21 protein-coding genes are annotated in these 19,473 nt (G+C 76.1%); 7 read left to right on the top strand and 14 right to left on the bottom strand.

The window, feature by feature from the left end:
* Window positions 1-81 precede the first annotated feature (81 nt).
* Together ACFUMH_RS05455 and ACFUMH_RS05450 are read left to right on the top strand one after the other, a co-directional pair.
* The gene (locus ACFUMH_RS05455) at window positions 82-768 is read left to right on the top strand and encodes a UdgX family uracil-DNA binding protein (protein WP_378201587.1); all 687 of its coding nucleotides are present in this window, start codon (window positions 82-84) and stop codon (window positions 766-768) included.
* 131 nt (window positions 769-899) lie between these two features.
* A complete protein-coding gene (locus ACFUMH_RS05450) occupies window positions 900-1,616 on the top strand; it encodes a DedA family protein (protein WP_378201584.1) in 717 nt (238 codons plus the stop codon).
* Window positions 1,617-1,680: 64 nt separating this feature from the next.
* On the opposite strand, the gene ACFUMH_RS05445 is transcribed toward ACFUMH_RS05450, so the two are convergent.
* The 10 genes from ACFUMH_RS05445 to ACFUMH_RS05400 form a co-directional block, all read right to left on the bottom strand.
* Window positions 1,681-2,253 (bottom strand): hypothetical protein, encoded by a 573-nt coding sequence (locus ACFUMH_RS05445; RefSeq protein WP_378201582.1) that lies wholly within the window; start codon window positions 2,251-2,253, stop codon window positions 1,681-1,683.
* 4 nt (window positions 2,254-2,257) lie between these two features.
* Window positions 2,258-3,049, bottom strand: a complete 792-nt coding sequence (locus ACFUMH_RS05440; RefSeq protein ID WP_378201579.1) for an exodeoxyribonuclease III — start codon at window positions 3,047-3,049, stop codon at window positions 2,258-2,260.
* A 94-nt stretch (window positions 3,050-3,143) separates the two neighbouring features.
* Complete coding sequence (locus ACFUMH_RS05435; RefSeq protein WP_378201576.1) at window positions 3,144-3,977, bottom strand: SDR family oxidoreductase; 834 nt, start codon at window positions 3,975-3,977, stop codon at window positions 3,144-3,146.
* The gene (locus tag ACFUMH_RS05430; RefSeq protein ID WP_378201573.1) at window positions 3,974-4,231 is read right to left on the bottom strand and encodes a hypothetical protein; all 258 of its coding nucleotides are present in this window, start codon (window positions 4,229-4,231) and stop codon (window positions 3,974-3,976) included. Before ACFUMH_RS05430 ends, ACFUMH_RS05435 begins: the two co-directional genes overlap by 4 nt.
* Window positions 4,232-4,347: 116 nt before the next feature.
* Window positions 4,348-4,530 carry an Rv0909 family putative TA system antitoxin gene (locus ACFUMH_RS05425; protein WP_378201570.1) on the bottom strand — a complete coding sequence of 61 codons (183 nt, stop codon included), beginning with the start codon at window positions 4,528-4,530 and terminating at the stop codon, window positions 4,348-4,350.
* Window positions 4,531-4,712: 182 nt separating this feature from the next.
* Complete coding sequence (locus tag ACFUMH_RS05420; protein ID WP_378201567.1) at window positions 4,713-5,060, bottom strand: DUF1778 domain-containing protein; 348 nt, start codon at window positions 5,058-5,060, stop codon at window positions 4,713-4,715.
* 772 nt (window positions 5,061-5,832) lie between these two features.
* Window positions 5,833-6,018 (bottom strand): hypothetical protein, encoded by a 186-nt coding sequence (locus ACFUMH_RS05415; protein WP_378201564.1) that lies wholly within the window; start codon window positions 6,016-6,018, stop codon window positions 5,833-5,835.
* Window positions 6,019-6,123: 105 nt separating this feature from the next.
* Entirely contained in the window at window positions 6,124-7,644 is a 1,521-nt protein-coding gene (gene glpK, locus ACFUMH_RS05410) for a glycerol kinase GlpK (protein WP_378201561.1), read from the bottom strand.
* Between the two features lie 48 nt (window positions 7,645-7,692).
* The gene (locus ACFUMH_RS05405) at window positions 7,693-8,418 is read right to left on the bottom strand and encodes an MIP/aquaporin family protein (protein WP_378201590.1); all 726 of its coding nucleotides are present in this window, start codon (window positions 8,416-8,418) and stop codon (window positions 7,693-7,695) included.
* A 219-nt stretch (window positions 8,419-8,637) separates the two neighbouring features.
* Window positions 8,638-10,452, bottom strand: a complete 1,815-nt coding sequence (locus ACFUMH_RS05400; RefSeq protein ID WP_378201558.1) for an FAD-dependent oxidoreductase — start codon at window positions 10,450-10,452, stop codon at window positions 8,638-8,640.
* Between the two features lie 182 nt (window positions 10,453-10,634).
* Here ACFUMH_RS05400 and ACFUMH_RS05395 point away from each other — a divergent pair, with 182 nt between their 5' ends.
* Window positions 10,635-11,627, top strand: coding sequence for a sugar-binding transcriptional regulator (locus ACFUMH_RS05395; RefSeq protein ID WP_378201555.1), 993 nt, complete (start codon window positions 10,635-10,637; stop codon window positions 11,625-11,627).
* A gap of 85 nt (window positions 11,628-11,712) precedes the next feature.
* Window positions 11,713-12,237, top strand: coding sequence for an amino-acid N-acetyltransferase (locus tag ACFUMH_RS05390; RefSeq protein ID WP_378201552.1), 525 nt, complete (start codon window positions 11,713-11,715; stop codon window positions 12,235-12,237).
* A gap of 34 nt (window positions 12,238-12,271) precedes the next feature.
* Here the strand turns inward: ACFUMH_RS05390 and ACFUMH_RS05385 are convergent, their stop codons facing one another.
* Window positions 12,272-13,225 (bottom strand): A/G-specific adenine glycosylase, encoded by a 954-nt coding sequence (locus ACFUMH_RS05385; protein ID WP_378201549.1) that lies wholly within the window; start codon window positions 13,223-13,225, stop codon window positions 12,272-12,274.
* Between the two features lie 231 nt (window positions 13,226-13,456).
* Between ACFUMH_RS05385 and ACFUMH_RS05380 the strand changes: the two genes are divergently transcribed.
* Complete coding sequence (locus tag ACFUMH_RS05380) at window positions 13,457-14,080, top strand: hypothetical protein (protein WP_378201546.1); 624 nt, start codon at window positions 13,457-13,459, stop codon at window positions 14,078-14,080.
* A gap of 27 nt (window positions 14,081-14,107) precedes the next feature.
* Here the strand turns inward: ACFUMH_RS05380 and disA are convergent, their stop codons facing one another.
* On the bottom strand, window positions 14,108-15,184 hold the full coding sequence (gene disA, locus ACFUMH_RS05375; protein WP_378201543.1) for a DNA integrity scanning diadenylate cyclase DisA: 1,077 nt from the start codon (window positions 15,182-15,184) through the stop codon (window positions 14,108-14,110).
* A gap of 44 nt (window positions 15,185-15,228) precedes the next feature.
* Entirely contained in the window at window positions 15,229-16,659 is a 1,431-nt protein-coding gene (gene radA / locus ACFUMH_RS05370; RefSeq protein ID WP_378201540.1) for a DNA repair protein RadA, read from the bottom strand.
* Between the two features lie 225 nt (window positions 16,660-16,884).
* Between radA and ACFUMH_RS05365 the strand changes: the two genes are divergently transcribed.
* Window positions 16,885-17,985: a hypothetical protein gene (locus ACFUMH_RS05365; protein ID WP_378201537.1), complete on the top strand. Its 1,101-nt coding sequence runs from the start codon at window positions 16,885-16,887 to the stop codon at window positions 17,983-17,985.
* Window positions 17,986-18,121: 136 nt separating this feature from the next.
* Window positions 18,122-18,790: a histidine phosphatase family protein gene (locus ACFUMH_RS05360; protein WP_378201534.1), complete on the top strand. Its 669-nt coding sequence runs from the start codon at window positions 18,122-18,124 to the stop codon at window positions 18,788-18,790.
* Window positions 18,791-18,796: 6 nt separating this feature from the next.
* Here the strand turns inward: ACFUMH_RS05360 and ACFUMH_RS05355 are convergent, their stop codons facing one another.
* Complete coding sequence (locus tag ACFUMH_RS05355; protein WP_378201531.1) at window positions 18,797-19,456, bottom strand: TetR/AcrR family transcriptional regulator; 660 nt, start codon at window positions 19,454-19,456, stop codon at window positions 18,797-18,799.
* Window positions 19,457-19,473: the final 17 nt, after the last annotated feature.

Raw genomic sequence — 19,473 nt, 5'->3', positions numbered from 1 at the left:
GTCCCACCGCGGACCGGGCCCCGTCGCACGTCCGGGACGGCTCGCCGCGCGGACCCGTCCGCGGGTCGGCAGCCTGGACGCATGCCGACGACGGACGGGACCACGGACGGGACGACGCACGAGACGGCGACCGGCGAGCCGCAGCGGCCCGGCGCGGAGCAGTGGGTGCCGGCCGGCGGCGACGTGGACGCGCTGCGCGACGCCGCCCCCGCGTGCCGGGGCTGCGAGCTGTGGGCGCCGGCCACGCAGGTCGTGTTCTCCGAGGGGCCCGCCGACGCCGCGGTGATGCTCGTCGGGGAGCAGCCCGGCGACAAGGAGGACCTCGCGGGGGAGCCGTTCGTCGGCCCCGCCGGCCGCGTGCTGCACGAGGCGCTCGCGGCCGCGGGCCTCGACCCCGAGCACGTCTACGTCACCAACGCCGTCAAGCACTTCCGGTTCGAGCAGCGCGGCAAGCGGCGCATCCACCGGACGCCGCTCGTCACGCACCTGCGGGCGTGCGTGCCGTGGCTGGAGGCCGAGCTCGCGGCGGTGCGCCCGCGCGTGGTCGTGGCGCTCGGCGCGACCGCCGGGCGCGCGGTGCTGGGGCGTACGGTCGCCGTCGGCGCGGAGCGCGGGCGCGTCGTCGAGGCCGACGGCGACCGGCCGCCGGTCGTCGTCACGGCGCACCCGTCGTCCGTGCTGCGCCTGCGCGAGCGCGCCGAGCGGGAGGCCGCCACCGCGGCGATCGTCGCGGACCTGCGGGTCGCGGCGCGTGCCGCCGCCGGGTGACCGCGCCGGGCGCCCCGGCCGCCACCCCGTGTCCGGGGGCCGCCCACCGCGCGGACCCGGGGGAGCACCAGCGCGCGGATCCGGGGGAGCACCACCGGGCGTCGCCCGGGGCCGCGTGACACCATCGAGCCGTGCCTCTGCTGACCGCCCTCGCCACCGCCCCGACGACCGCCCCGGCCGCCCCGGCGCTCGCCGCGGCCGGCGGGACGGAGCTCACCGGCCTGGCCGGGTGGGTCGTGAGCGTCATCGAGACCCTCGGCCCGCTCGGCGTCGGGCTGCTCGTCGCGCTGGAGAACCTGTTCCCGCCGATCCCGTCCGAGGTGATCCTGCCCGTCGCGGGGTACGTGGCGTCGCAGGGGGACATGTCGCTGGGCTGGGCGATCGCCGCCGCGACGATCGGCGCCGTCGCCGGCGCGTGGGTGCTGTACGGCCTCGGGTACGCGGTCGGCCGCGACCGCATCCGGCGCTGGATGCAGAAGATCCCGCTCATGGAGGCGTCCGACCTGGACACGGCCGAGCGGTGGTTCGAGCGGCACGGCGGCACGGCGGTCCTCATCGGCCGGTGCGTGCCGGTCGTCCGCAGCCTCATCTCGATCCCGGCGGGCGTCGAGCGCATGCCGTTCTGGAAGTTCTCGCTGTTCACGCTCGCGGGCTCGCTCGTGTGGAACGGCGGGCTCGTGCTGGCCGGCTACCTGCTCGGCGCGCAGTGGGAGGACGTCGGCCGGTACAGCGACGTCCTCAACTACGCGGTGTACGCCGTGATCGTGCTCGTCGTCGCCAAGTTCGTGTGGGACCGCACGGGCGCGCGCGGCGAGCGGCGCCGGCACGCCGGCGAGGGCGCCGTCTGACGGTCGCGGCGCCTGGACGCCCGCGGTGCCCTGACGTCCGTGGTGCCGGCGGTGGCGGCCCGCGTCAGCCCTCGACCGGCACGCTCGACGACGAGCCCGTGACCGGCTCGGGCGGCACCGCGAGGCACAGGCCGGAGCGGTCGCCGTCGTCCCAGCCCTCGCGCGTCGGGGCCCACGTGACCACCTCGACGCCGGCCTGCGTCTCCTCGTCGGTGAGCACGCAGGACCGGGCGACGCGCGCGTGCGCGGCGTCCTGACCGGGCCACACGGCGTCGGGCGCGAACGCGTACTCGCCGACCACCTGTGCGGCGTGCTCCTGCGCGCAGGGCACGACGCGCACGCGGTCCACGGCGCCGTCGGCGGGGAGCCCCGCCAGGCAGGAGCCGGTGACGAGCTGCACGGCGTAGGCGTCGACGGGCTCGGTGACGTCCGGCGGCAGCGGTCGCGTCCGGCCCTCCTCGACGAACCGGCCGACGATCAGCGACGCACCCGTGACCGCCGCGACGGCCACGACGACGCCGACCACGAGCCTCGCGCGGCCGCGCCGGCGCGGCTCGGGCTCCCAGCCGGCGGCGTAGTGCGTCGGCGGGTTCGGGTCCTCGATCGGGCGGTCGTCGCCCGGGACGTCGGCGGTCACCGGCTCAGTCCGCGATCTCGAGCACCACGGGCACGTGGTCGGACGGCTGCTTGCCCTTGCGCTGGTCGCGCACGAACGTCACGTCGGTGACGCGCGCGGCGAGGGCCGGCGTGGCGAACGCGTGGTCGATGCGCATGCCCTCGTTCCGCGGGAACCGCAGCTGCTGGTAGTCCCAGTACGTGTACGTGTGCTCGCCGGGTCGGTGCGTCCGGGAGACCTCGGTCCAGCCGGCCTCCGCGAACGCGCGGAACGCGTCGCGCTCGGCCGGGGTCACGTGCGTGCGCCCGGCGAACCGTTCGATGTCCCACACGTCCGTGTCGAGCGGCGCGATGTTCCAGTCGCCCATGAGCGTCGCCTGCAGCCCGGGGTCGTCGGCCAGCCACTTCGCGGCCGCGTCCCGCAGGGCCGCGAGCCACTCGAGCTTGTAGGCGTAGTGCGGGTCGCCGATCTCGCGCCCGTTCGGCACGTACAGGCTCCAGACGCGCACGCCGCCGCACGTCACGCCGAGGGCGCGGGCCTCCGCGACGGCCGGGTCGCCCCACGTCGGCTGCCCGGGGAACCCGACCTCGACGTCCGCGACGCCGACGCGGGAGACCACCGCGACGCCGTTCCACTGCGAGTAGCCGTGCGTGACGACCTCGTAGCCGAGGGCCTCGAACGGCTCACGCGGGAACGCCTCGTCCTTGACCTTCGTCTCCTGCAGCGCGAGCACGTCGACGTCCGCGCTCTCGAGCCAGGTCACCGCCCGCTCGCAGCGCGCCCGGATCGAGTTGATGTTCCACGTCGCCACCCGCACGGGACGGAACGCTACCGGCGGCCGCCGACACCTCCGCACCCCGGCGAGGGGCCCGGGCCGTCGACGGCCGCCGGTCGGCGCCGTGGCGCTGCCCTCAGGGGCGGCGCCAGTCGTCGGACTGCAGGTGCGAGCCCGCCATGGGGCCCATCCGGAGCATCCCGCCGTCCACGGGCCACGACGCGCCGGTGACGTACGCCGCCTCGGGCCCGCACAGGAACTGGACGACGGCCGCGATCTCGCGCGCGTCCCCGGGCCGGGCGACGGGGATGCCGGCGCGGTGCTTGCCCTCGAGCGGCGTCTCGTCCTCCTGCCCCGTCATGGGCGTCGCGATCTCGCCGGGCGCGACCGCGTTCACGGTGATGCCGTGCTCCGCGAGCTCGAGCGCCGCCACCTGCACGAGCAGCCCGAGCCCGCCCTTCGCCGCGCAGTACGGGCCGGCGCCGACCCGCGGCGCGTGCTCGTGCACGCTCGTGATCGCGACGACGCGCCCGCCGGTGCCCTGCTCGACCATGCGGCGGGCGGCGGTCTGCAGGCACACGAACGCGCCGTCGAGGTCGACGGAGAGCACGTGCCGCCACTCCTCGAACGCCATGTCGAGCAGCAGCGTCGAGGAGCCGGTGCCGGCGTTCAGCACGGCGGCGTCGATGCCGCCCATCGCCGTGATCGCCTCGTCGACGACCGGTGCGGCCGCCTGCGGGTCGCCCAGGTCGAGGTGCACGACGTGCGCCTGCGCCCCGAGCGCCTCGACCTCGGCGGCCGTGGCGCGCGCCCCGGCCTCGTCCTCGTGCCACGTGACGGTGACGTGCTCCGCGCCCTCCGCGAGCGCCACCGCGGTGGCCCTGCCGATGCCGGAGTCCGAGCCGGTCACGAGCACGCGCCGCGGCCGGGCGCCCTCGGTGGCGTCGGGGCGGGCGGCGTCGCTGCTCACCGGTCGCCGTCCTGCCCGTCGTGCCCGACGAGCGGGTCGCCGTCGAGGTCGCCGCCGGACGACGGCTCGACGGGGTTGCCCGTCCGGTCGAACGTCGGGTCGTCGCCGCGCGGACCCTGCGGGTTCGGCGTGGGGGAGTCCTCGTCGAGCGCGGCGGCGAGGCCGTCGTCGGAGGACGTGGTCGCCTCCTGGGTGTCCTCCACCTCGGTGGGGTCCTGCTCGGTGGCGCCCGTGCCCGTCACGTCCCTGCTCATGCCGCTCCTCTCGCCGGTCGGACCGGGCTGCCGCGCCCGGCCCGACCGCGGGTCGGTGGTCGTCGATGGCTCAGTGGTGGTCGGTGGCCCGACGCGTGGTCGGTGCCCGCGGTCGGTCAGTGGTCGCCGATCTTCTTGTCCGCCCCCGACTGCGCCTTGTCGATCTGGTCGTCGTGCTTGCCGCCGGTCGCCGACGACGCCGCGTCGGAGCCCTTCTCGAGCGCGGCGTCGCTCGCCTGCTCGCCCTTCTCGCCACTCATCGCGTCGGAGGCCTTGCCCTTGAGGTCGTCGATACCCATGCGTGCTCTCCCTCGTCGCTCGGTCGTGCGGACGGTCGCACCGGGCGTGCCCGGCGCCGCCTCCATGCTGCGTCGGCGCCCGCGCCCCCGCACCCGCACCCCGCCATCCCGCCGCCCGCACCGGACGACCGGTGACCCCGCCCGCCGGGCAGCGGGACCGGCTCGGCCCGGCCACGGGACGGTCAGGTCCACGGGATGTCGCGCCCGCGGTCGTCCGGGGCCTCCAGCTCGGCGAGCCCCTCCGGATCCTGCTGGGCGGCGAGCATCAGCGCCGCGAGGTCGGGGTCGTCGGGCAGGCGCGGGTCGCGGACGTACCGCAGCGGGTCCGCCGCGATGGCGGCCATCCGCACCCGCAGCTCCTGGTCCGCACGCACGACCTCCCGCGCGCGCTCGAGCGCGTGCCCCAGCACGAACGACGTCACGTCCTGCTCCTGCACCGCCGCGGCACGACGCAGCAGCGCGAGCCCGTCCTCGGTGAGCCGCATGTGCAGCCGCGCCGTGCGCAGCGGGATGACCTCGCCCCAGACCATGCCCGGCACCGTACGAGCCCACGCGCCGACCCGTCTGGCGCCCTCCACACGCCCGCCCCCGAGCCGACCACAGACCGCCCTCGCCGTTCCGCAGCGCCCCGGGGGTGACCACACGGTCAGTCGACCACGACGCACGCTCAGCTGACCATGACGCACCCCCGGCCGGCTGCTGCGCCCTTCCGAGCCGACGACCGCTCGCCGTGCAGTGGCGCGATGCACCGTGCTGACCGCAGCCGGGTGCCGAGCCCCGCACACGGGTGGCGCGACACGCCCGTCGAGGCCACGACACGTCCGCGCGGCCTCGACACACCCGTCGCTGGCTCGACACGGTCATGCGCGCGCGACGTGTCCGCGCAGCGGCGCGGCACCCGCGGCTGGGTCCGCGGTCGCTCGGCGTGTCGCGCGACATGTGCGGCCGGCGTGTCGGCGGGGGGGCGGATGTCTTCTCGCGGGCGTACGCACACCGTGCGCACGGTGTGCGGACGCCCGCAGGAAGAGGTTCTCCTGTCCGCCGACACGCGCACGGACACGCCGACACGCCGCGTCGGCGTGGCGCAGGAGCGATGCAAAGTCCGACGCCGAGGCAAGGGAGGCGGGATGGAAGGCCCGAGCGCTGCAAGGCGGAGTGCGGGCGCGGGGCGAGAGGCGCTGGGCGCAGCGCGCTGAAAGGGGGAAAGGCGTGGCGCGCGACGCGGCGAAGAAAGGTGAGGCGCGGGGTCGGAAGGGGAGAGGCGGGGCGCGCGACGCGGGAGAAGGAAGCGGGTCCGCCGGCTCAGTCGCCGAAGTCCCGTGGCCGCTCCGTCACGCGGCGGCGGACGGCGAACGCGACGGACATGACGACCGACGCCGCCACGAGGGCGACGAGCCCGAGCCACCCGCGGCCCGATCCCGTCAGCGCGAAGCCGAGGACGAAGAGGCAGAACGAGGCGAGCGCCACGGGTGCCGACGGACGGCGCATTCGTCCCTCCGGTGTCGATCCGGTCGGTGCGGTCGAGGCGAGCGTGGCACACGACGAGGGCCGGGCGCCTCCCCGCGCCCGGCCCTCGGTCCTGCTGCTCGTGCGTCAGCGCACGTCGTCGTCCACCCAGTCGAACGTCCGCGTGACGGCCTTCTTCCACAGGCGGTACTGGCGGTCGCGCTCCTCGGGGTCCATGGACGGCTCCCAGCGCTTGTCCTCGGCCCAGTTGTCGACGACGTCCTGCTCGCCCGACCAGAAGCCGACGGCGATGCCCGCGGCGTAGGCGGCGCCGAGCGCGGTCGTCTCGGCGACCTTCGGGCGGATGACGGGCACGCCGAGGATGTCGGCCTGGAACTGCATGAGCTTGTCGTTGGCGACCATGCCGCCGTCGACCTTGAGCTCGGTCAGGTCGACGCCCGAGTCCGCGTTCATGGCGTCCAGCACCTCGCGCGTCTGGAACGCCGTCGCCTCGAGCGCGGCCCGCGCGATGTGGCCCTTGTTCACGTACCGGGTCAGGCCGACGAGCGCGCCGCGGGCGTCGGACCGCCAGTACGGCGCGAACAGGCCCGAGAACGCCGGCACGAAGTACGCACCGCCGTTGTCCTCGACCGTGCTCGCCAGCTGCTCGATCTCCGGCGCGGACGAGATGAGGCCCAGGTTGTCGCGCAGCCACTGCACGAGCGAGCCGGTCACCGCGATCGAGCCCTCCAGCGCGTACACCGCGTCCTGGTCGCCGATCTTGTACGCCACGGTCGTCAGCAGGCCGTTCTTGCTCGGCACCGGCTCCGTGCCCGTGTTGATGAGCATGAAGTTGCCGGTGCCGTACGTGTTCTTCGCGTTGCCGACCTCGAAGCAGGCCTGCCCGAACGTCGCCGCCTGCTGGTCGCCGAGGATGCCCGCGATCGGCACGCCCGGCACCATGCCGCCGCGGCGGCCCTCGCCGTAGACCTCCGACGACGAGCGGATCTCCGGGAGCATCGACATCGGGATGCCCATCTCCGCGGCGATCTCCTCGTTCCACGTGAGCGAGTCGACGTTCATCAGCATCGTGCGCGACGCGTTCGTCACGTCCGTGACGTGGATGCCGCCGTCGGTGCCACCCGTCATGTTCCACAGCACCCACGCGTCGGTGTTGCCGAACGCGAGCCTGCCCGCCTCCGCCTTCTCGCGGGCGCCCTCGACGTTGTCGAGGATCCAGCGCACCTTCGGGGCGGAGAAGTACGTGGCCAGCGGCAGGCCCACGCGGTCCTTGTACCGCTCGGCGCCGCCGCCGAGGGCGGCCAGCTCGTCGCAGATCTTCTGCGTGCGGGTGTCCTGCCAGACGATCGCGTTGTACACCGGCTCGCCGGTCTCGCGGTCCCACACGACCGCGGTCTCCCGCTGGTTCGTGATGCCGACGGCCGCGATGTCGCGGTACGTCAGGTTGGCGCGGGTCAGCGCGAGGGCGACGACCTCGCGGGTGTTCGTCCAGATCTCCGTGGCGTCGTGCTCGACCCAGCCCGCCCTCGGGAAGATCTGCTCGTGCTCCTTCTGGCCGCTCGCGACGATCTGGCCGGAGTGGTCGAAGACGATCGCGCGCGTGCTCGTCGTGCCCTGGTCGATCGCGATGACGTACTGCTCGGACATGCGGGTCCCTCCTGGGTGCGGCTCTGCGGGGATGTCGGTGGGCGGGCGTCAGCCGATGTAGGCGCCGGCGACGAGGCCGGCGATCAGGCCGCCGACGAGGGGGCCCAGGAACGGCACCCACGAGTAGGACCAGTCGCTGCTGCCCTTGCCGCGGATCGGCAGGAGCGCGTGCGCGATGCGCGGGCCGAGGTCACGGGCCGGGTTGATGGCGTAGCCCGTGGGCCCGCCGAGGCTTGCGCCGATGCCGACGACGAGCATCGCGACGGCCAGCGGGCCGAGCTCGGACGGCGTGTTGCCGAACGCCAGGATGATGAAGACGAGCACGAACGTCGCGATGACCTCGGTGGCGAAGTTCCAGCCGTACGAGCGCAGCTCGGGGCCGGTCGAGAAGACGCCGAGCTTGACCGCCGGGTCGGCGTCCTGGTCGAAGTGCTTCTTGTACGCGACGAACGCGAGCGTCGCGCCGATGACGGCACCGAGCATCTGCGCGACCACGTAGAGGAACCCGTTGACGAACGTCACCGGGACGCCGTCCGCGAACTCCTCCGCACCGCTGGCGACCAGGCCGATCGTCACGGCGGGGTTCAGGTGCGCCCCCGACTTGAAGGCGGCGAACACGCCCGCGAAGACGGCGAGGCCCCACCCGAAGTTGATCAGGAGCCACCCGCCGCCGAAGCCCTTGGTCCTCGGCAGGATCACGTTGGCGACCACACCGGCACCGAGCAGGAGCAGGATCGCGGTCCCGAGGACCTCCGAGACGAACGCCTGGCCCATCGTGTACTCGACTGTCTCCACTGGCAGACCTCTCTCTGACGTCGTTGTCACGTGCGGGTCCGTCCCCGACGGCCCGCGTGGTGCGGCTGTGGTGCTGGTGGTGCGTGGTGCTGGCGGTGCTGTGGTGCTGGCGGTGCTGCGGCGCGCACGCCGCGGTGGAGCCCGCGGTCGCCGGCGGCACGGACCGGGGCCCGCGCCGCCGGGCGACCGGGGCCCGCGTCAGGTGCCGTACGGAGCGGCGGTGCCGCGTCCGGGCGGCGAGCCCGGCTTGGTGCCGGGCTCGGCGGTGCCGCCGATCGGCACGAGCGGCCGGATGTCCTCGGCCCGGTGCCGCACCCGCTCGGCGGACTCGTCGTCGGGCTCGGCCGCGGCGGCGTCCTCGGCCTCGGCGCGCGCGACGTACGCCGCGATCTCGCGGGCGCGCGTCTCGGCGTCCCAGCCGAGGACCGGCGCGATGAGGTCCGCGATCTCGTCGAGGGCGCCGACGCCCTTGTCCGCCTGCTCGTAGTTGAGCCGCGTGCGGTGCATGAGCACGTCGTCGAGGTGCAGCGCACCCTCGTGGCTCACCGCGTAGACGACCTCCGCGCCGATGTACGCCGGCGCGTGCGCCAGCGGCTCGGCGAGCTCCGGACGCTCGTCGATCATGTCCGTGAGCTCGTGGATCAAGGACCCGTACCGGTGCAGGAGGTGGTCCATGCGCGGGCGGTCCCAGCCGTAGCGGGCCGCGATCGCGCGGGCCTGGCGCTGCACGACGCGCAGCCCCTCGGCGCCGACGAGCGGCACGTCGTCCGTGATCGACGGGAGCGTGGTGGCGCGCGAGCCGATCGCGAAGTCGACCGCGTCCTTGGCCATCACGCGGTACGTCGTCAGCTTGCCGCCGGCGATGACCGTCAGACCCGGCGTCGGCGACGCGACGGTGTGCTCGCGCGACACCTTGGCCGACGACGTGCCCTCCTTGGTGCCGGGCTGCAGCAGCGGGCGCAGACCGGCCCACGTGCCGATGACGTCGTCGCGGGAGATGGGCCGCGCGAGGACCTCGTTGGCGTGGGCGATGACGTAGTCGATGTCCGCGCTCGTCGCGACGGGGTGCGTGAGCTCCTGCTCGTACGGGGTGTCGGTCGTGCCGATCACCCAGTACCGGGACCACGGGATGATGAACAGGACCGACTTCTCGGTCTGCAGGATCAGGCCCGTGTTGCCCTCGATGCGGCTGCGCGGCACCACGATGTGGATGCCCTTGGAGGCGAGCACGCGCAGGCCGCCCTCCGTGCCGGCGAGCGACTCCGTCTTCTCGGTCCAGACGCCCGTCGCGTTGATGACGTTGCGCGCGCGGACGTCGAGGTGCTCGCCCGTCTCGAGGTCGACCAGCTCGGCGCCGGTGACCGCGCCGCCGCTGGTCGTGAGCAGCTGGACGACCTGCGTCCGGGACGCCGCGTGCGCGCCGTACGACACGGCCGTGCGGACCAGGGTCTCGACGAGGCGGGCGTCGTCGACGCTCGCGTCCCAGTACCGGACGGCGCCGACGGCCGCGTCGTGCCGCAGGTCCGGGAACAGGCGCTCCATGCCCTTGCGGGTCAGGTGCTTGTGGATCGGCATCGCGCGGCGGCGGCCGCCGGACACGCTCGCGAGCGTGTCGTACAGCGCCACGCCGGCGCCGACGTACGCGCGCTCCCAGACCCGGTTCTCGAGCGGGTAGAGGAAGCTCACGGGCTTGACCAGGTGCGGCGCGAGGCGCTGGATGAGCAGGTCGCGCTCGGTGAGCGCCTCGCGGACCAGGTGGAAGTCGAGCATCTGCAGGTAGCGCAGGCCACCGTGCACGAGCTTGCTCGAGCGGCTCGACGTGCCGCTCGCCCAGTCCTGGGCCTCGACGACGGCGGTCGACAGTCCGCGCGTCACGGCGTCGAGCGCGATGCCCGCACCGGTCACGCCGCCGCCGATCACCAGCACGTCGAGCTCGCGGTCGCGCTCCGAGCTGCGTCGCAGCGCGTCGAGGGCGTCCTGTCGTGCCTGCACCGTCAGGGGTGCGGTTCTCATGTGCGGGTCCTCCCCGGAGCCGTCGCGCGGCGTCGTCGGTCGTCGGCTCCCTGCGCGAGCGGCCCCCTCGCTCGCCGGATTCGTCGCGGCTATCGTCATCACGTCCAGAACGGACGCGCAACCGGACTGCACGAACGTGCAGCGGTTGACCGGCGCATGACGCGGGCGGGGGGCGGGGCTGGATGTACGTGGAGCGGGAGCAGGACGTGCTGCGCGCGGCGTCGATGTACTACCTGCAGGACCTCAAGATGGAGGTCATCGCGCGGCACCTCGGCACGTCGCGGTCGACCGTGTCGCGGCTCATCAAGCGCGCCCGCGAGACCGGGCTCGTCGAGATCACGCTGCGGCCGGCGAGCACGCGTGCACCGGGCCTCGGGCGGTCCATCGCGTCGACGTTCGGCATCGAGACGTACGTGGTGCCGGTGCCCGACTCCGCCGGCTCGGTCGAGCGGCTCGACCAGGTCGCCATGACGGCCGCGCGGCTGCTCGGTTCGTGGTTCGACTCCGACATGGTCATGGGCGTGGCCTGGGGCACGACGCTCGCGGCCGTGTCCCGCTACCTGGCGCCGAAGCCCACGCGCGGGTCGGCGGTGGTCCAGCTCAACGGTGCCGCGAACATGCGCACGTCCGGCGTCGAGTACGCGAGCGACCTCATCTCGTCGTTCGGCTCCGCGTTCGGCGCGGCCGTGCACCACTTCTCGGTGCCCGCGTTCTTCGACTACCCCGACACCAAGGCAGCGATGTGGCGCGAGCGGTCCGTGCGGCGCGTCCTCGACATGCAACGACGTGCCGACATCGCCGTCTTCTCCGCCGGCGCGGTCGCGGGCGCCGTGCCGTCGCACGTCTACTCGGCGGGCTACCTCGACGAGTCGGACGTGCGCCACCTGCACGACGAGGGCGTCGTCGGCGACGTCTGCACGGTGTTCCTGCGCGCCGACGGCTCGTGGCAGGACGTCTCCCTGAACGAACGTGCGACCGGGCCGAGCCCGGAGGAGCTGCAGCGCATCCCGCGGCGCGTGTGCGTCGTCGCCGGGGACAACAAGGTGGCGCCGCTGCTCGCCGCGCTGCGGGCCGACGTCGTCACCGACCTCGTCGTCGACGAGGTCACCGCGACCGCGCTCGTCGAGGCCGTGGCCAGCCGGCACGCGCCCCGCACGCGTCCGCGCGCGACGTGAGGCCCGGGCGGAGGTGCGGTGCGAGCTCGCGGCGCGCGCCGCGGACGAGCCGGGCCGGGCGGCGCCGAGTGTCTAGGTTGGGGGCGTGAGCTCTCCCGAGGTCGTCGTCCGGCCCGCGGTGCCCGCGGACGTGCGGGCGATCCGCACGCTCGTCGAGCCGTACGCGGCGCAGCGCATCCTCCTCGCCAAGGAGTGGGTCGGCTACTACGAGTCCGTGCAGGAGTTCGTCGTCGCGCAGGCCGGCGACGACGTCGTCGGGTGCGGCGCCCTGCACGTCATGTGGGAGGACCTCGCCGAGATCCGCACGCTCGCGGTCGACCCCGGCTGGCGCGGGCGCGCCGTGGGGCACCTGCTGCTGGACGCGCTCGTCGCCCGGGCGCACCTGCTCGGGCTGCACCGGGTCTTCTGCCTGACGTTCGAGGTCGACTTCTTCGCCCGGCACGGGTTCCGCGTCATCGACGGGACGCCCGTGCCGCAGGACGTCTACGCCGAGCTGCTGCGCTCGCACGACGACGGCGTCGCCGAGTTCCTCGACCTCGCGCGCGTGAAGCCCAACACGCTGGGCAACACGCGGATGCTGCTCGACCTCGCGGGGGACGCGGGGGGCTGACCGGCACCGCCGCCCGCCGTGCCCGCCGCCGTGCTCAGTGCGGCAGGCGGTACGTCGGCGCGTCGTCGACCGACGCCGGGTCGACGCGCACGAGCAGCCCGTCCGCGACGAGCGCGTCCACGGACCGCGCGAGCTGCGCCGCGTCCGGCCACACCGCGTCCACCGCGCTCGCGGGCACCGGGCCGAGCGCCTCGCGCAGCAGCGCCATCACGCGCCCGCGCACCTGCCGGTCGGTGCCCGTGAACGCCTGCGTCCGGCGCCGGTGCGCGTGCACGTCGCCCGGGCGCCCGGTCGCGACCCACCGGCACACGTCCCGCACCGGGCACGCGTCGCACCGCGGGCCGCGCGCCGTGCACACGAGCGCGCCGAGCTCCATCGACGCGGCGGCCCACCGGGCGGCGGTCGCGTCGTCGTCCGGCACGTACGACGCGGCGAGCCGCGTCTCGGCGACCGTCTGCGCCGGGGCGGGCAGCGCCTCGCCCGCCACCGTGCGCGCGAGCACCCGGCGCACGTTCGTGTCGAGCACGACCGACCGCCGCGCGAACGCGAACGCCAGCACCGCCGCCGCCGTGTACGCGCCGACGCCGGGCAGCGCGAGCAGCTGCGCCTCGTCCGCCGGCAGCGCGCCCCCGTGGCGCTCGACCACCGTGCGCGCGCACTCCTGCAGCCGCAGCGCGCGCCGCGGGTAGCCGAGCCGGTCCCACGCGCGCAGCACGTCGCCCGTCGGGGCGGCCGCGAGGTCGGCCGGCGTCGGCCAGCGGGACATCCACGCGCGCCACGCCGGCTCGACGCGCACCACGGGCGTCTGCTGGAGCATCACCTCGCTGACGAGCACGCCCCACGGCGTGCGGTCCGGCGCGCGCCACGGCAGGTCGCGCGCGTGCGCGTCGAACCACGCGAGCACGGGTGCGCGCAGCGCGTCCGGGGACGGCGGGCCGGGGTCCGCCGCGACGGCGGGCGCGCCGGGGGAGGGGACGGGGGCGGGCACGCGCCCATGCTGCGGCACGCGTGCGACAGCGCCAACACCGGCCCGCCCGCCCCGGTCCCGGCCCGGGCCGTCCCGGCAGGTGGACCGAGACGAGCCGGACACGCGCGACGCGCGGACACGGACGGGCGACGCGGGCGCGTCGTGCACCGGCGGACACCCGCGGCTCGTACGGTGGACGCCGCACCGCGGCGACCCGCGGTGGCCCGCGGCCCACCCGCACCGGAGGACCCCATGAGCGACCGGCACGTCCCGCAGCGCTTGCCCGCGCGCGTGTACTGGGTGCGGCGGTTCGTCGTGCTGGGACTGCCGCTGATCGCGATCGTGCTGCTCGTCGTGTGGCTGACCGGGCGCGGCGGCGACGCGCCGACGGCGGGGACCTCGCCGTCGACCGCCGCGGAGGCGCCCGGCGACGCCGCCGCCGCCGAGGGGTCCGCCGAGGAGGCCGACGCGGAGGGGGACGGTCCCGCGGCGTGCGCGCCGGGGCAGCTCGCCCTCGCGATCACGCCGGGTGCGGAGACGTTCCCCGACGACGTCGAGCCGACGTTCACCGTGAGCATCACCAACGCCGGCGACGAGCCGTGCCTCGTCGACGCCGACGAGCGCAGCCGCGAGGTCGTCGTCACGTCCGGCTCGGACCGCGTCTGGTCGAGCCGCGACTGCCAACCCGCGGAGGTGGAGCCGCTGACGCTCCTGCTCGCCGGCGGCCAGGTCGACGAGCGGCCGTTCACGTGGCCGCGCCAGCGGTCGGCCGAGGGCTGCCCCGGCGACCTGCCGGACCCGGGCGACGGCACCTACTCGGCGACGTTCAGCGTCGGCGGCGCGACGGCGCCCGCCGCGGTGTTCGGCCTGGGCTGAGCCCGGCGTCCGGGAGCGGCGCCCCGGTCAGACGTAGCGCTCGAGGATGCTCGACTCGGCGAGGCGGGACAGGCCCTCGCGGATCGAGCGGGCGCGCTGCTCGCCGACGCCCTCGACGGCCATGAGGTCCTCGACCGTCGCGGCGAGCAGCTTCTGCAGGCCGCCGAAGTGGCCGACGAGCCGGTCGACCACCGTGGACGGCAGGCGCGGCACCTTGGACAGCAGGCGGTGGCCGCGCGGTCCGACGGCCGCGTCGAGCGCCTCGCCGCCGCCGGGCAGGCCGAGCACGCGGCCGATCAGGGCGATGTCGATGAGCTCGGTGGACCCGAGCTCGGCGAGCGCGTCGAGGACGGACTCGACGGAGCGGCGGCTGGTGTCGACGTAGTCGCGGATGACGAGCTCGCGCTCGGTGCCGACGCCGCCGACGAGCTCGTCGAGCTGGAGCGTGAGGAGGCGGCCGTCGCTGCCGAGCTCGACGACGTACCCGGCGATCTCGTCCGCGATGCGGCGGACCATCTCGAGGCGCTGCACGACGGCGGACACGTCGCGGACCGTGACGAGGTCCTCGATCTCGAGGGCCGACAGCGTGCCGCTGACCTCGTCGAGGCGGGCCTTGTAGCGCTCGAGGGTCTGCAGCGCCTGGTTGGCGCGCGACAGGATCGCCGTCGAGTCCTCGAGCACGTGCCGGGCGTTGCCCACCCACAGCGCGATGATGTGCATCGACGCGGACACCGAGATGACCGGTAGGCCGGTCTGCTTGGCGACGCGCTCGGCGGTGCGGTGCCGGGTGCCGGACTCGCTGGTCTCGATGGCCGGGTCGGGGAGCAGCTGGACGGCGGCGCGGACGATGCGGCCGCGCTCCGGGTCGATGACGACGGCGCCGTCCATCTTCGCCAGCTCGCGCAGGCGCGTGGCGGAGAACTCGACGTCGAGCACGAAGCCGCCGGAGCACAGCCGCTCGACGGTCTCGTCCATGCCGAGCACGATCAGCGCGCCCGTGCGGCCGCGCAGGATGCGCTCGAGGCCGTCGCGCAGCTCACGTCCGGGCGCGACGGCGGCGAGGGTGGACCGGAGGAGGTCCTCCTGCGGGGTCTGGTGCGGCACGGCGTGATCGTATCGGTGGCGTGACGGGATGGCCGAGACCGTGCTCACGCGTCGCGGTCGGACGCGTCGCCGTCGGTGGGCGCCAGACCGGCCAGGACCGCCGCCGCGAGGTCCGCGACCTCGAGCACGCGCAGCCCCTCGGGCACCGCGACCTCGCCGAGCGTGCCGAGCGGGACGACCGCCCGCGCGCACCCCAGGCGGGCCGCCTCGGCGAGCCGGCGGCCGACGCCGGACACGGGCCGGATCTCGCCCGCGAGCCCGACCTCGCCGACCGCGACGAGCCCGGGGTGCACCGGCACGTTCTCCCGCGCGCTGACCGCGGCGAGCGCGAGCGCGAGGTCCGCCGCGGGCTCGACGACGCGGGCGCCGCCGACGGTGGAGAGGTAGACGTCCTGGTCGGCGAGCCGGGCGCCGAGCCGGCGCTGCAGCACCGCGAGCACCATCGCGAGCCGGCTGCCGTCCACGCCGCTCGTCGTCCGGCGCGGGTTGGGCACCACGCTCGGTGCCACGAGCGCCTGCACCTCGGCCGCGAGCGGCCGCCGGCCCTCGAGCGTGACGGTGAGGCACGTGCCCGGCACGTCCGACGCGAGCCGCGACGTGAAAAGGCCCGACGGGTCCGCCAGGCCGACGATGCCGTGCTCGGACAGGTCGAAGCAGCCGACCTCGTCGGTCGGGCCGAACCGGTTCTTGGTCGCGCGCAGCAGGCGCAGGCGCGCGTGCCGGTCGCCCTCGAACTGGCACACGACGTCGACGAGGTGCTCGAGCGTGCGCGGCCCGGCGACGGAGCCGTCCTTGGTGACGTGGCCGACGAGCACCACCGGCATGCCGCGGGACTTGGCGGCGGCGATGAGCGCACCGGTCACCTCGCGGACCTGCGCGACGCCGCCCGCGGCGCCCTCGACCTGCGCGGACGCGACCGTCTGCACGGAGTCGAGCACGAGCAGCTCGGGCTCGACCGCCTCGACGTGGCCGAGCACGGTCGCGAGGTCCGTCTCGTCCGCGAGCAGCAGGTGCGGGTCGAGCGCGCGGATGCGCCCCGCGCGCAGGCGCACCTGCGCCGCGGACTCCTCGCCCGTCACGTACAGCACGCGCCGCCCGGAGCGCGCCGTGCGGGCCGCCACGTCCAGCAGCAGGGTCGACTTGCCCACGCCCGGCTCGCCCGCGAGCAGCACCACCGCGCCCGGGACGAGACCGCCACCGAGCACCCGGTCGAGCTCGGCGACGCCCGTGGGGCGGGCGGCCGCCGCCTCGACGTCGATCTCGTGGATGGGGCGTGCGGGGTTGCGCGCCGGCGACACGGCCACCGTGCGCGGCGCACCGCCGCCCGGCCCGACGTCCTCCGCGACCGTGCCCCAGGCCTGGCACTCGCCGCAGCGGCCGACCCACTTGGACGCGCCCCAGCCGCACTCGCTGCAGCGGAAGGCGGGGCGGGCGTCGGCGGAGCGGTCGGCGCGGCGGGTGGTGGTGGGGCTCACGGGCGGCACGCTACGGGTGGGCACCGACAACGACGTCGTCGGCGTCCCCACGCTGCCCGCGCACCCGTCCGCGCGCCCCCGACTCCGGCCCGAGCCCGGCCCGACCCCGGCCCGACCCCGCCCCGCCGCGGCGCGGTCGCCTGCCGGGCCGCCCGGGCGCGCGTCGGTAGGCTGCGTGCGGCCCGGCGCCTGCCGGGGCGACGCGACACGAGGGGGACCCGTCCGATGAGCGACCCGGGACGACCGCGACCCTCCGGCTCGTGGGACCCGTCCGCGCGTCCGGCCTGGGCGCCGCGCGACCCCGACGCCGCCGCGGGACCCGCCCACGCCGCCCCGCGCCCGGCGACGCCCCCGCCGCCGGACCCGGCCCCGCTGCGCCCCGCGACCGGCTGGGCGGCGCAGCCCTCCGCCCGGGCCGCGGCGCAGCCGCCTGTGAACGGCCCCGCGCAGCCGCCTGTGAACGGCCCCGCGCAGCCCCCCGCGAGCGGCCCCGCGCAGCCGCCGGCGAACGGCCCCGCGGGCGGCCCCGCGCAGCCGGCCCCGCAGCGTGCGCCCGGCGCCGTCCCGCCGCCCGCCCGGCAGGCCGCCGGCGCGTCACCGTTCCCCGCCGGCCCGTCCGGGGCGGCCGCACCCGCGGGCCCGTCCGACCCGGGCGCCGACCCCGTCTTCGGTCTCGCGTCCGACGCGCCGCCCGCGCACGCCGCTGCGGACCGGCGCCCCGCGTGGCTGGTCCCCGCCGCGATCGGTGCGGGCGTGCTCGTCGTCGCCGGCGTCGTGGCCGGCGTGCTGCTGACGCGGGACGGCGCGGAGACGCCCGCCGCGACGGCGACGACCGTCGTCCTCCCGTCCCCGACGCCCACGGTCGCGCCCGTCGCGCGCGAGGCGACCACCGCGTTCGCGTCCGCGCTGCCCACGTCGGTGCTGGAGTACGCGCTCGCGAGCTCGGCCCCCGACGAGGAGTGGCTCGCCGCCGGTGCGCTCGAGGCGTGGACCGAGACGTACACGGACGGCGCCGACGGCCTGGTCACGGTGCGGGCCGCGCAGTTCGAGACGCCGGAGGAGGCGGCGGCGTTCGCGGCCGGCCTCACGGCGGCGCTGCCGCCGGAGCCCGTGCACGCGACCTCGGACCCCGGCGAGGGCATGGAGACGCCCGAGCTGCCGATGTCGGGCGACGTCGAGGCGGGCGGCACGGTCGTCGGCACGTACGCGATCGTCGACGCCGGCGACGGCGTGGGGCTCGCGGTGTGGCAGAACGGCACCGCGGTCCTGCACATGACGGTGCCGGTCGACGACGCCGCGGACGCGTACGCCGCCTTCCCCGTCTGACGCCCGTCCGACGCCCGGCCGGCGCCCGTCCGACGCCCGGCCGAGGCCCGTCCGAGGCCTTTCCGGGGGATCGGCCGGCGCGTCGCCCGGGGACGGACGTCGCGCCCGCCGCCCGCCCCCGGGTGAGGATGGGCCGGTGCGCCTCCTCCTCGTCCGGCACGGGCAGACCTCCTCGAACGTCGGCCACCACCTCGACACCGCCGCGCCCGGCGCGGACCTGACACCGCTCGGCGTGCGGCAGGCGGAGTCGCTCGTGCCGGTGCTGCGGCGCCGCGGCGTGGCGGCCGTCTACGCCTCGACGCTCGTCCGCACGCAGCAGACCGCGGCCCCGCTCGCCGCCGCCCTGGCGCTCGACGTGCGGGTGCGCGACGGCCTGCGCGAGGTGTCCGCGGGGGACCTCGAGATGGCGTGCGACCGGGCGTCGGTCGAGGCGTACCTCGGCGCGGTGCTGCGCTGGGGCGCCGGCGACCTCGCGGCGCGCGTCCCCGGCGGGGAGGACGGCGTCACCGCGCTGGGCCGGTTCGACGAGGTCGTCGCGGAGGCGTCGGCCGCGGGCGACGTCGTGGTCGTCGTCAGCCACGGCGCGATGATCCGCGCGTGGGCGGCCGCGCGCTGCCCGGAGGTGGGGGTGCTCGACGCGGCGCGGCACGGGCTGTCGAACACGGGCGCGGTCATGCTGGACGGCGCGCCGGGGCGGTGGCGGCTCGTGGAGTGGCACGCCGACGCGCTCGGCGGGGTGGACGACCGGGCGGACGACGGTGCGGCGGCCGACGCCGTCCCGCCCGCGGCGGTCGTGCGGCGCTGAGGACGCTCAGGCGTCCGGCACGTCCCCGAGCGGCCGCGGCGCGGCGGCGCCGGCGAGCGTCGCGGCCAGCACGGCCTCGATGGCGAACGCCGTCGCGTCGGGCAGGTCGACCGCGTCGTCGTCGAGGAGCCACTGCACCTGCAGGCCGTCCATGACGCCGATGACGGCCGACGCGGCGCGCTCGGCGGCGTCCCGCGGGACGCGCGCGTCCAGCGCCTGCACGGCGTCGGCGATCTCGCCGCGCAGCACCGTGAAGCGGTGCGTGACCCAGTCGCGTGCGGGGTGCTCGGCCGTGACCGACTCGCCGACGAGCACGGAGTACCCCTGCACGATGCCGCGCCGCCGCGTGTTGGCCCGCGCGGTCCGCACGAGGTGGCGGAAGAGCTCGAGGCCGCCGGGGATGTGCTGGCCCTCGAGGTCGCGGACGTCCTCGCGGTCGCGGTGCTCGAGCACGGCGACGAGCAGCTGCTCCTTGGACCCGAAGTGGTGCAGCACGCCGGCGTGCGTCATGCCGACCTGCTCGGCGACGTCCGCCAGCGAGCCCGTCCGGTAGCCCTTGGCCGCGAACGTGCGGGCCGCGGCGCGCAGGATCTCCGCGCGACGCTCCGCGGTCGACGGCCGGGGGCGGCGCACCGTACGCCGCGGGGCGACCGCCTCGTCCTCCATGCCGCGCACCCTACTGC

The organism is Cellulomonas sp. NPDC057328 (genome assembly GCF_042667215.1).
Classification (GTDB): Bacteria; Actinomycetota; Actinomycetes; order Actinomycetales; family Cellulomonadaceae; genus Cellulomonas.
The sequence above is the reverse complement of the archived record's forward strand: the minus strand, read 5'-3'. Positions and strand labels throughout refer to the sequence as shown.

What these genes read in the sequence shown, in the direction of transcription:
- ACFUMH_RS05455 (WP_378201587.1), top strand. Translation starts at nt 82, where the DNA reads ATGCCGACGACGGACGGGACCACGGACGGGACGACGCACGAGACGGCG.
- ACFUMH_RS05430 (WP_378201573.1), bottom strand. Translation starts at nt 4,231, where the DNA reads ATGAGCAGGGACGTGACGGGCACGGGCGCCACCGAGCAGGACCCCACC.
- ACFUMH_RS05425 (WP_378201570.1), bottom strand. Translation starts at nt 4,530, where the DNA reads ATGGGTATCGACGACCTCAAGGGCAAGGCCTCCGACGCGATGAGTGGC.
- ACFUMH_RS05420 (WP_378201567.1), bottom strand. Translation starts at nt 5,060, where the DNA reads ATGGTCTGGGGCGAGGTCATCCCGCTGCGCACGGCGCGGCTGCACATG.
- ACFUMH_RS05415 (WP_378201564.1), bottom strand. Translation starts at nt 6,018, where the DNA reads ATGCGCCGTCCGTCGGCACCCGTGGCGCTCGCCTCGTTCTGCCTCTTC.
- glpK (WP_378201561.1), bottom strand. Translation starts at nt 7,644, where the DNA reads ATGTCCGAGCAGTACGTCATCGCGATCGACCAGGGCACGACGAGCACG.
- ACFUMH_RS05405 (WP_378201590.1), bottom strand. Translation starts at nt 8,418, where the DNA reads ATGGGCCAGGCGTTCGTCTCGGAGGTCCTCGGGACCGCGATCCTGCTC.
- ACFUMH_RS05400 (WP_378201558.1), bottom strand. Translation starts at nt 10,452, where the DNA reads ATGAGAACCGCACCCCTGACGGTGCAGGCACGACAGGACGCCCTCGAC.
- ACFUMH_RS05395 (WP_378201555.1), top strand. Translation starts at nt 10,635, where the DNA reads ATGTACGTGGAGCGGGAGCAGGACGTGCTGCGCGCGGCGTCGATGTAC.
- ACFUMH_RS05380 (WP_378201546.1), top strand. Translation starts at nt 13,457, where the DNA reads ATGAGCGACCGGCACGTCCCGCAGCGCTTGCCCGCGCGCGTGTACTGG.
- ACFUMH_RS05365 (WP_378201537.1), top strand. Translation starts at nt 16,885, where the DNA reads ATGAGCGACCCGGGACGACCGCGACCCTCCGGCTCGTGGGACCCGTCC.
- ACFUMH_RS05355 (WP_378201531.1), bottom strand. Translation starts at nt 19,456, where the DNA reads ATGGAGGACGAGGCGGTCGCCCCGCGGCGTACGGTGCGCCGCCCCCGG.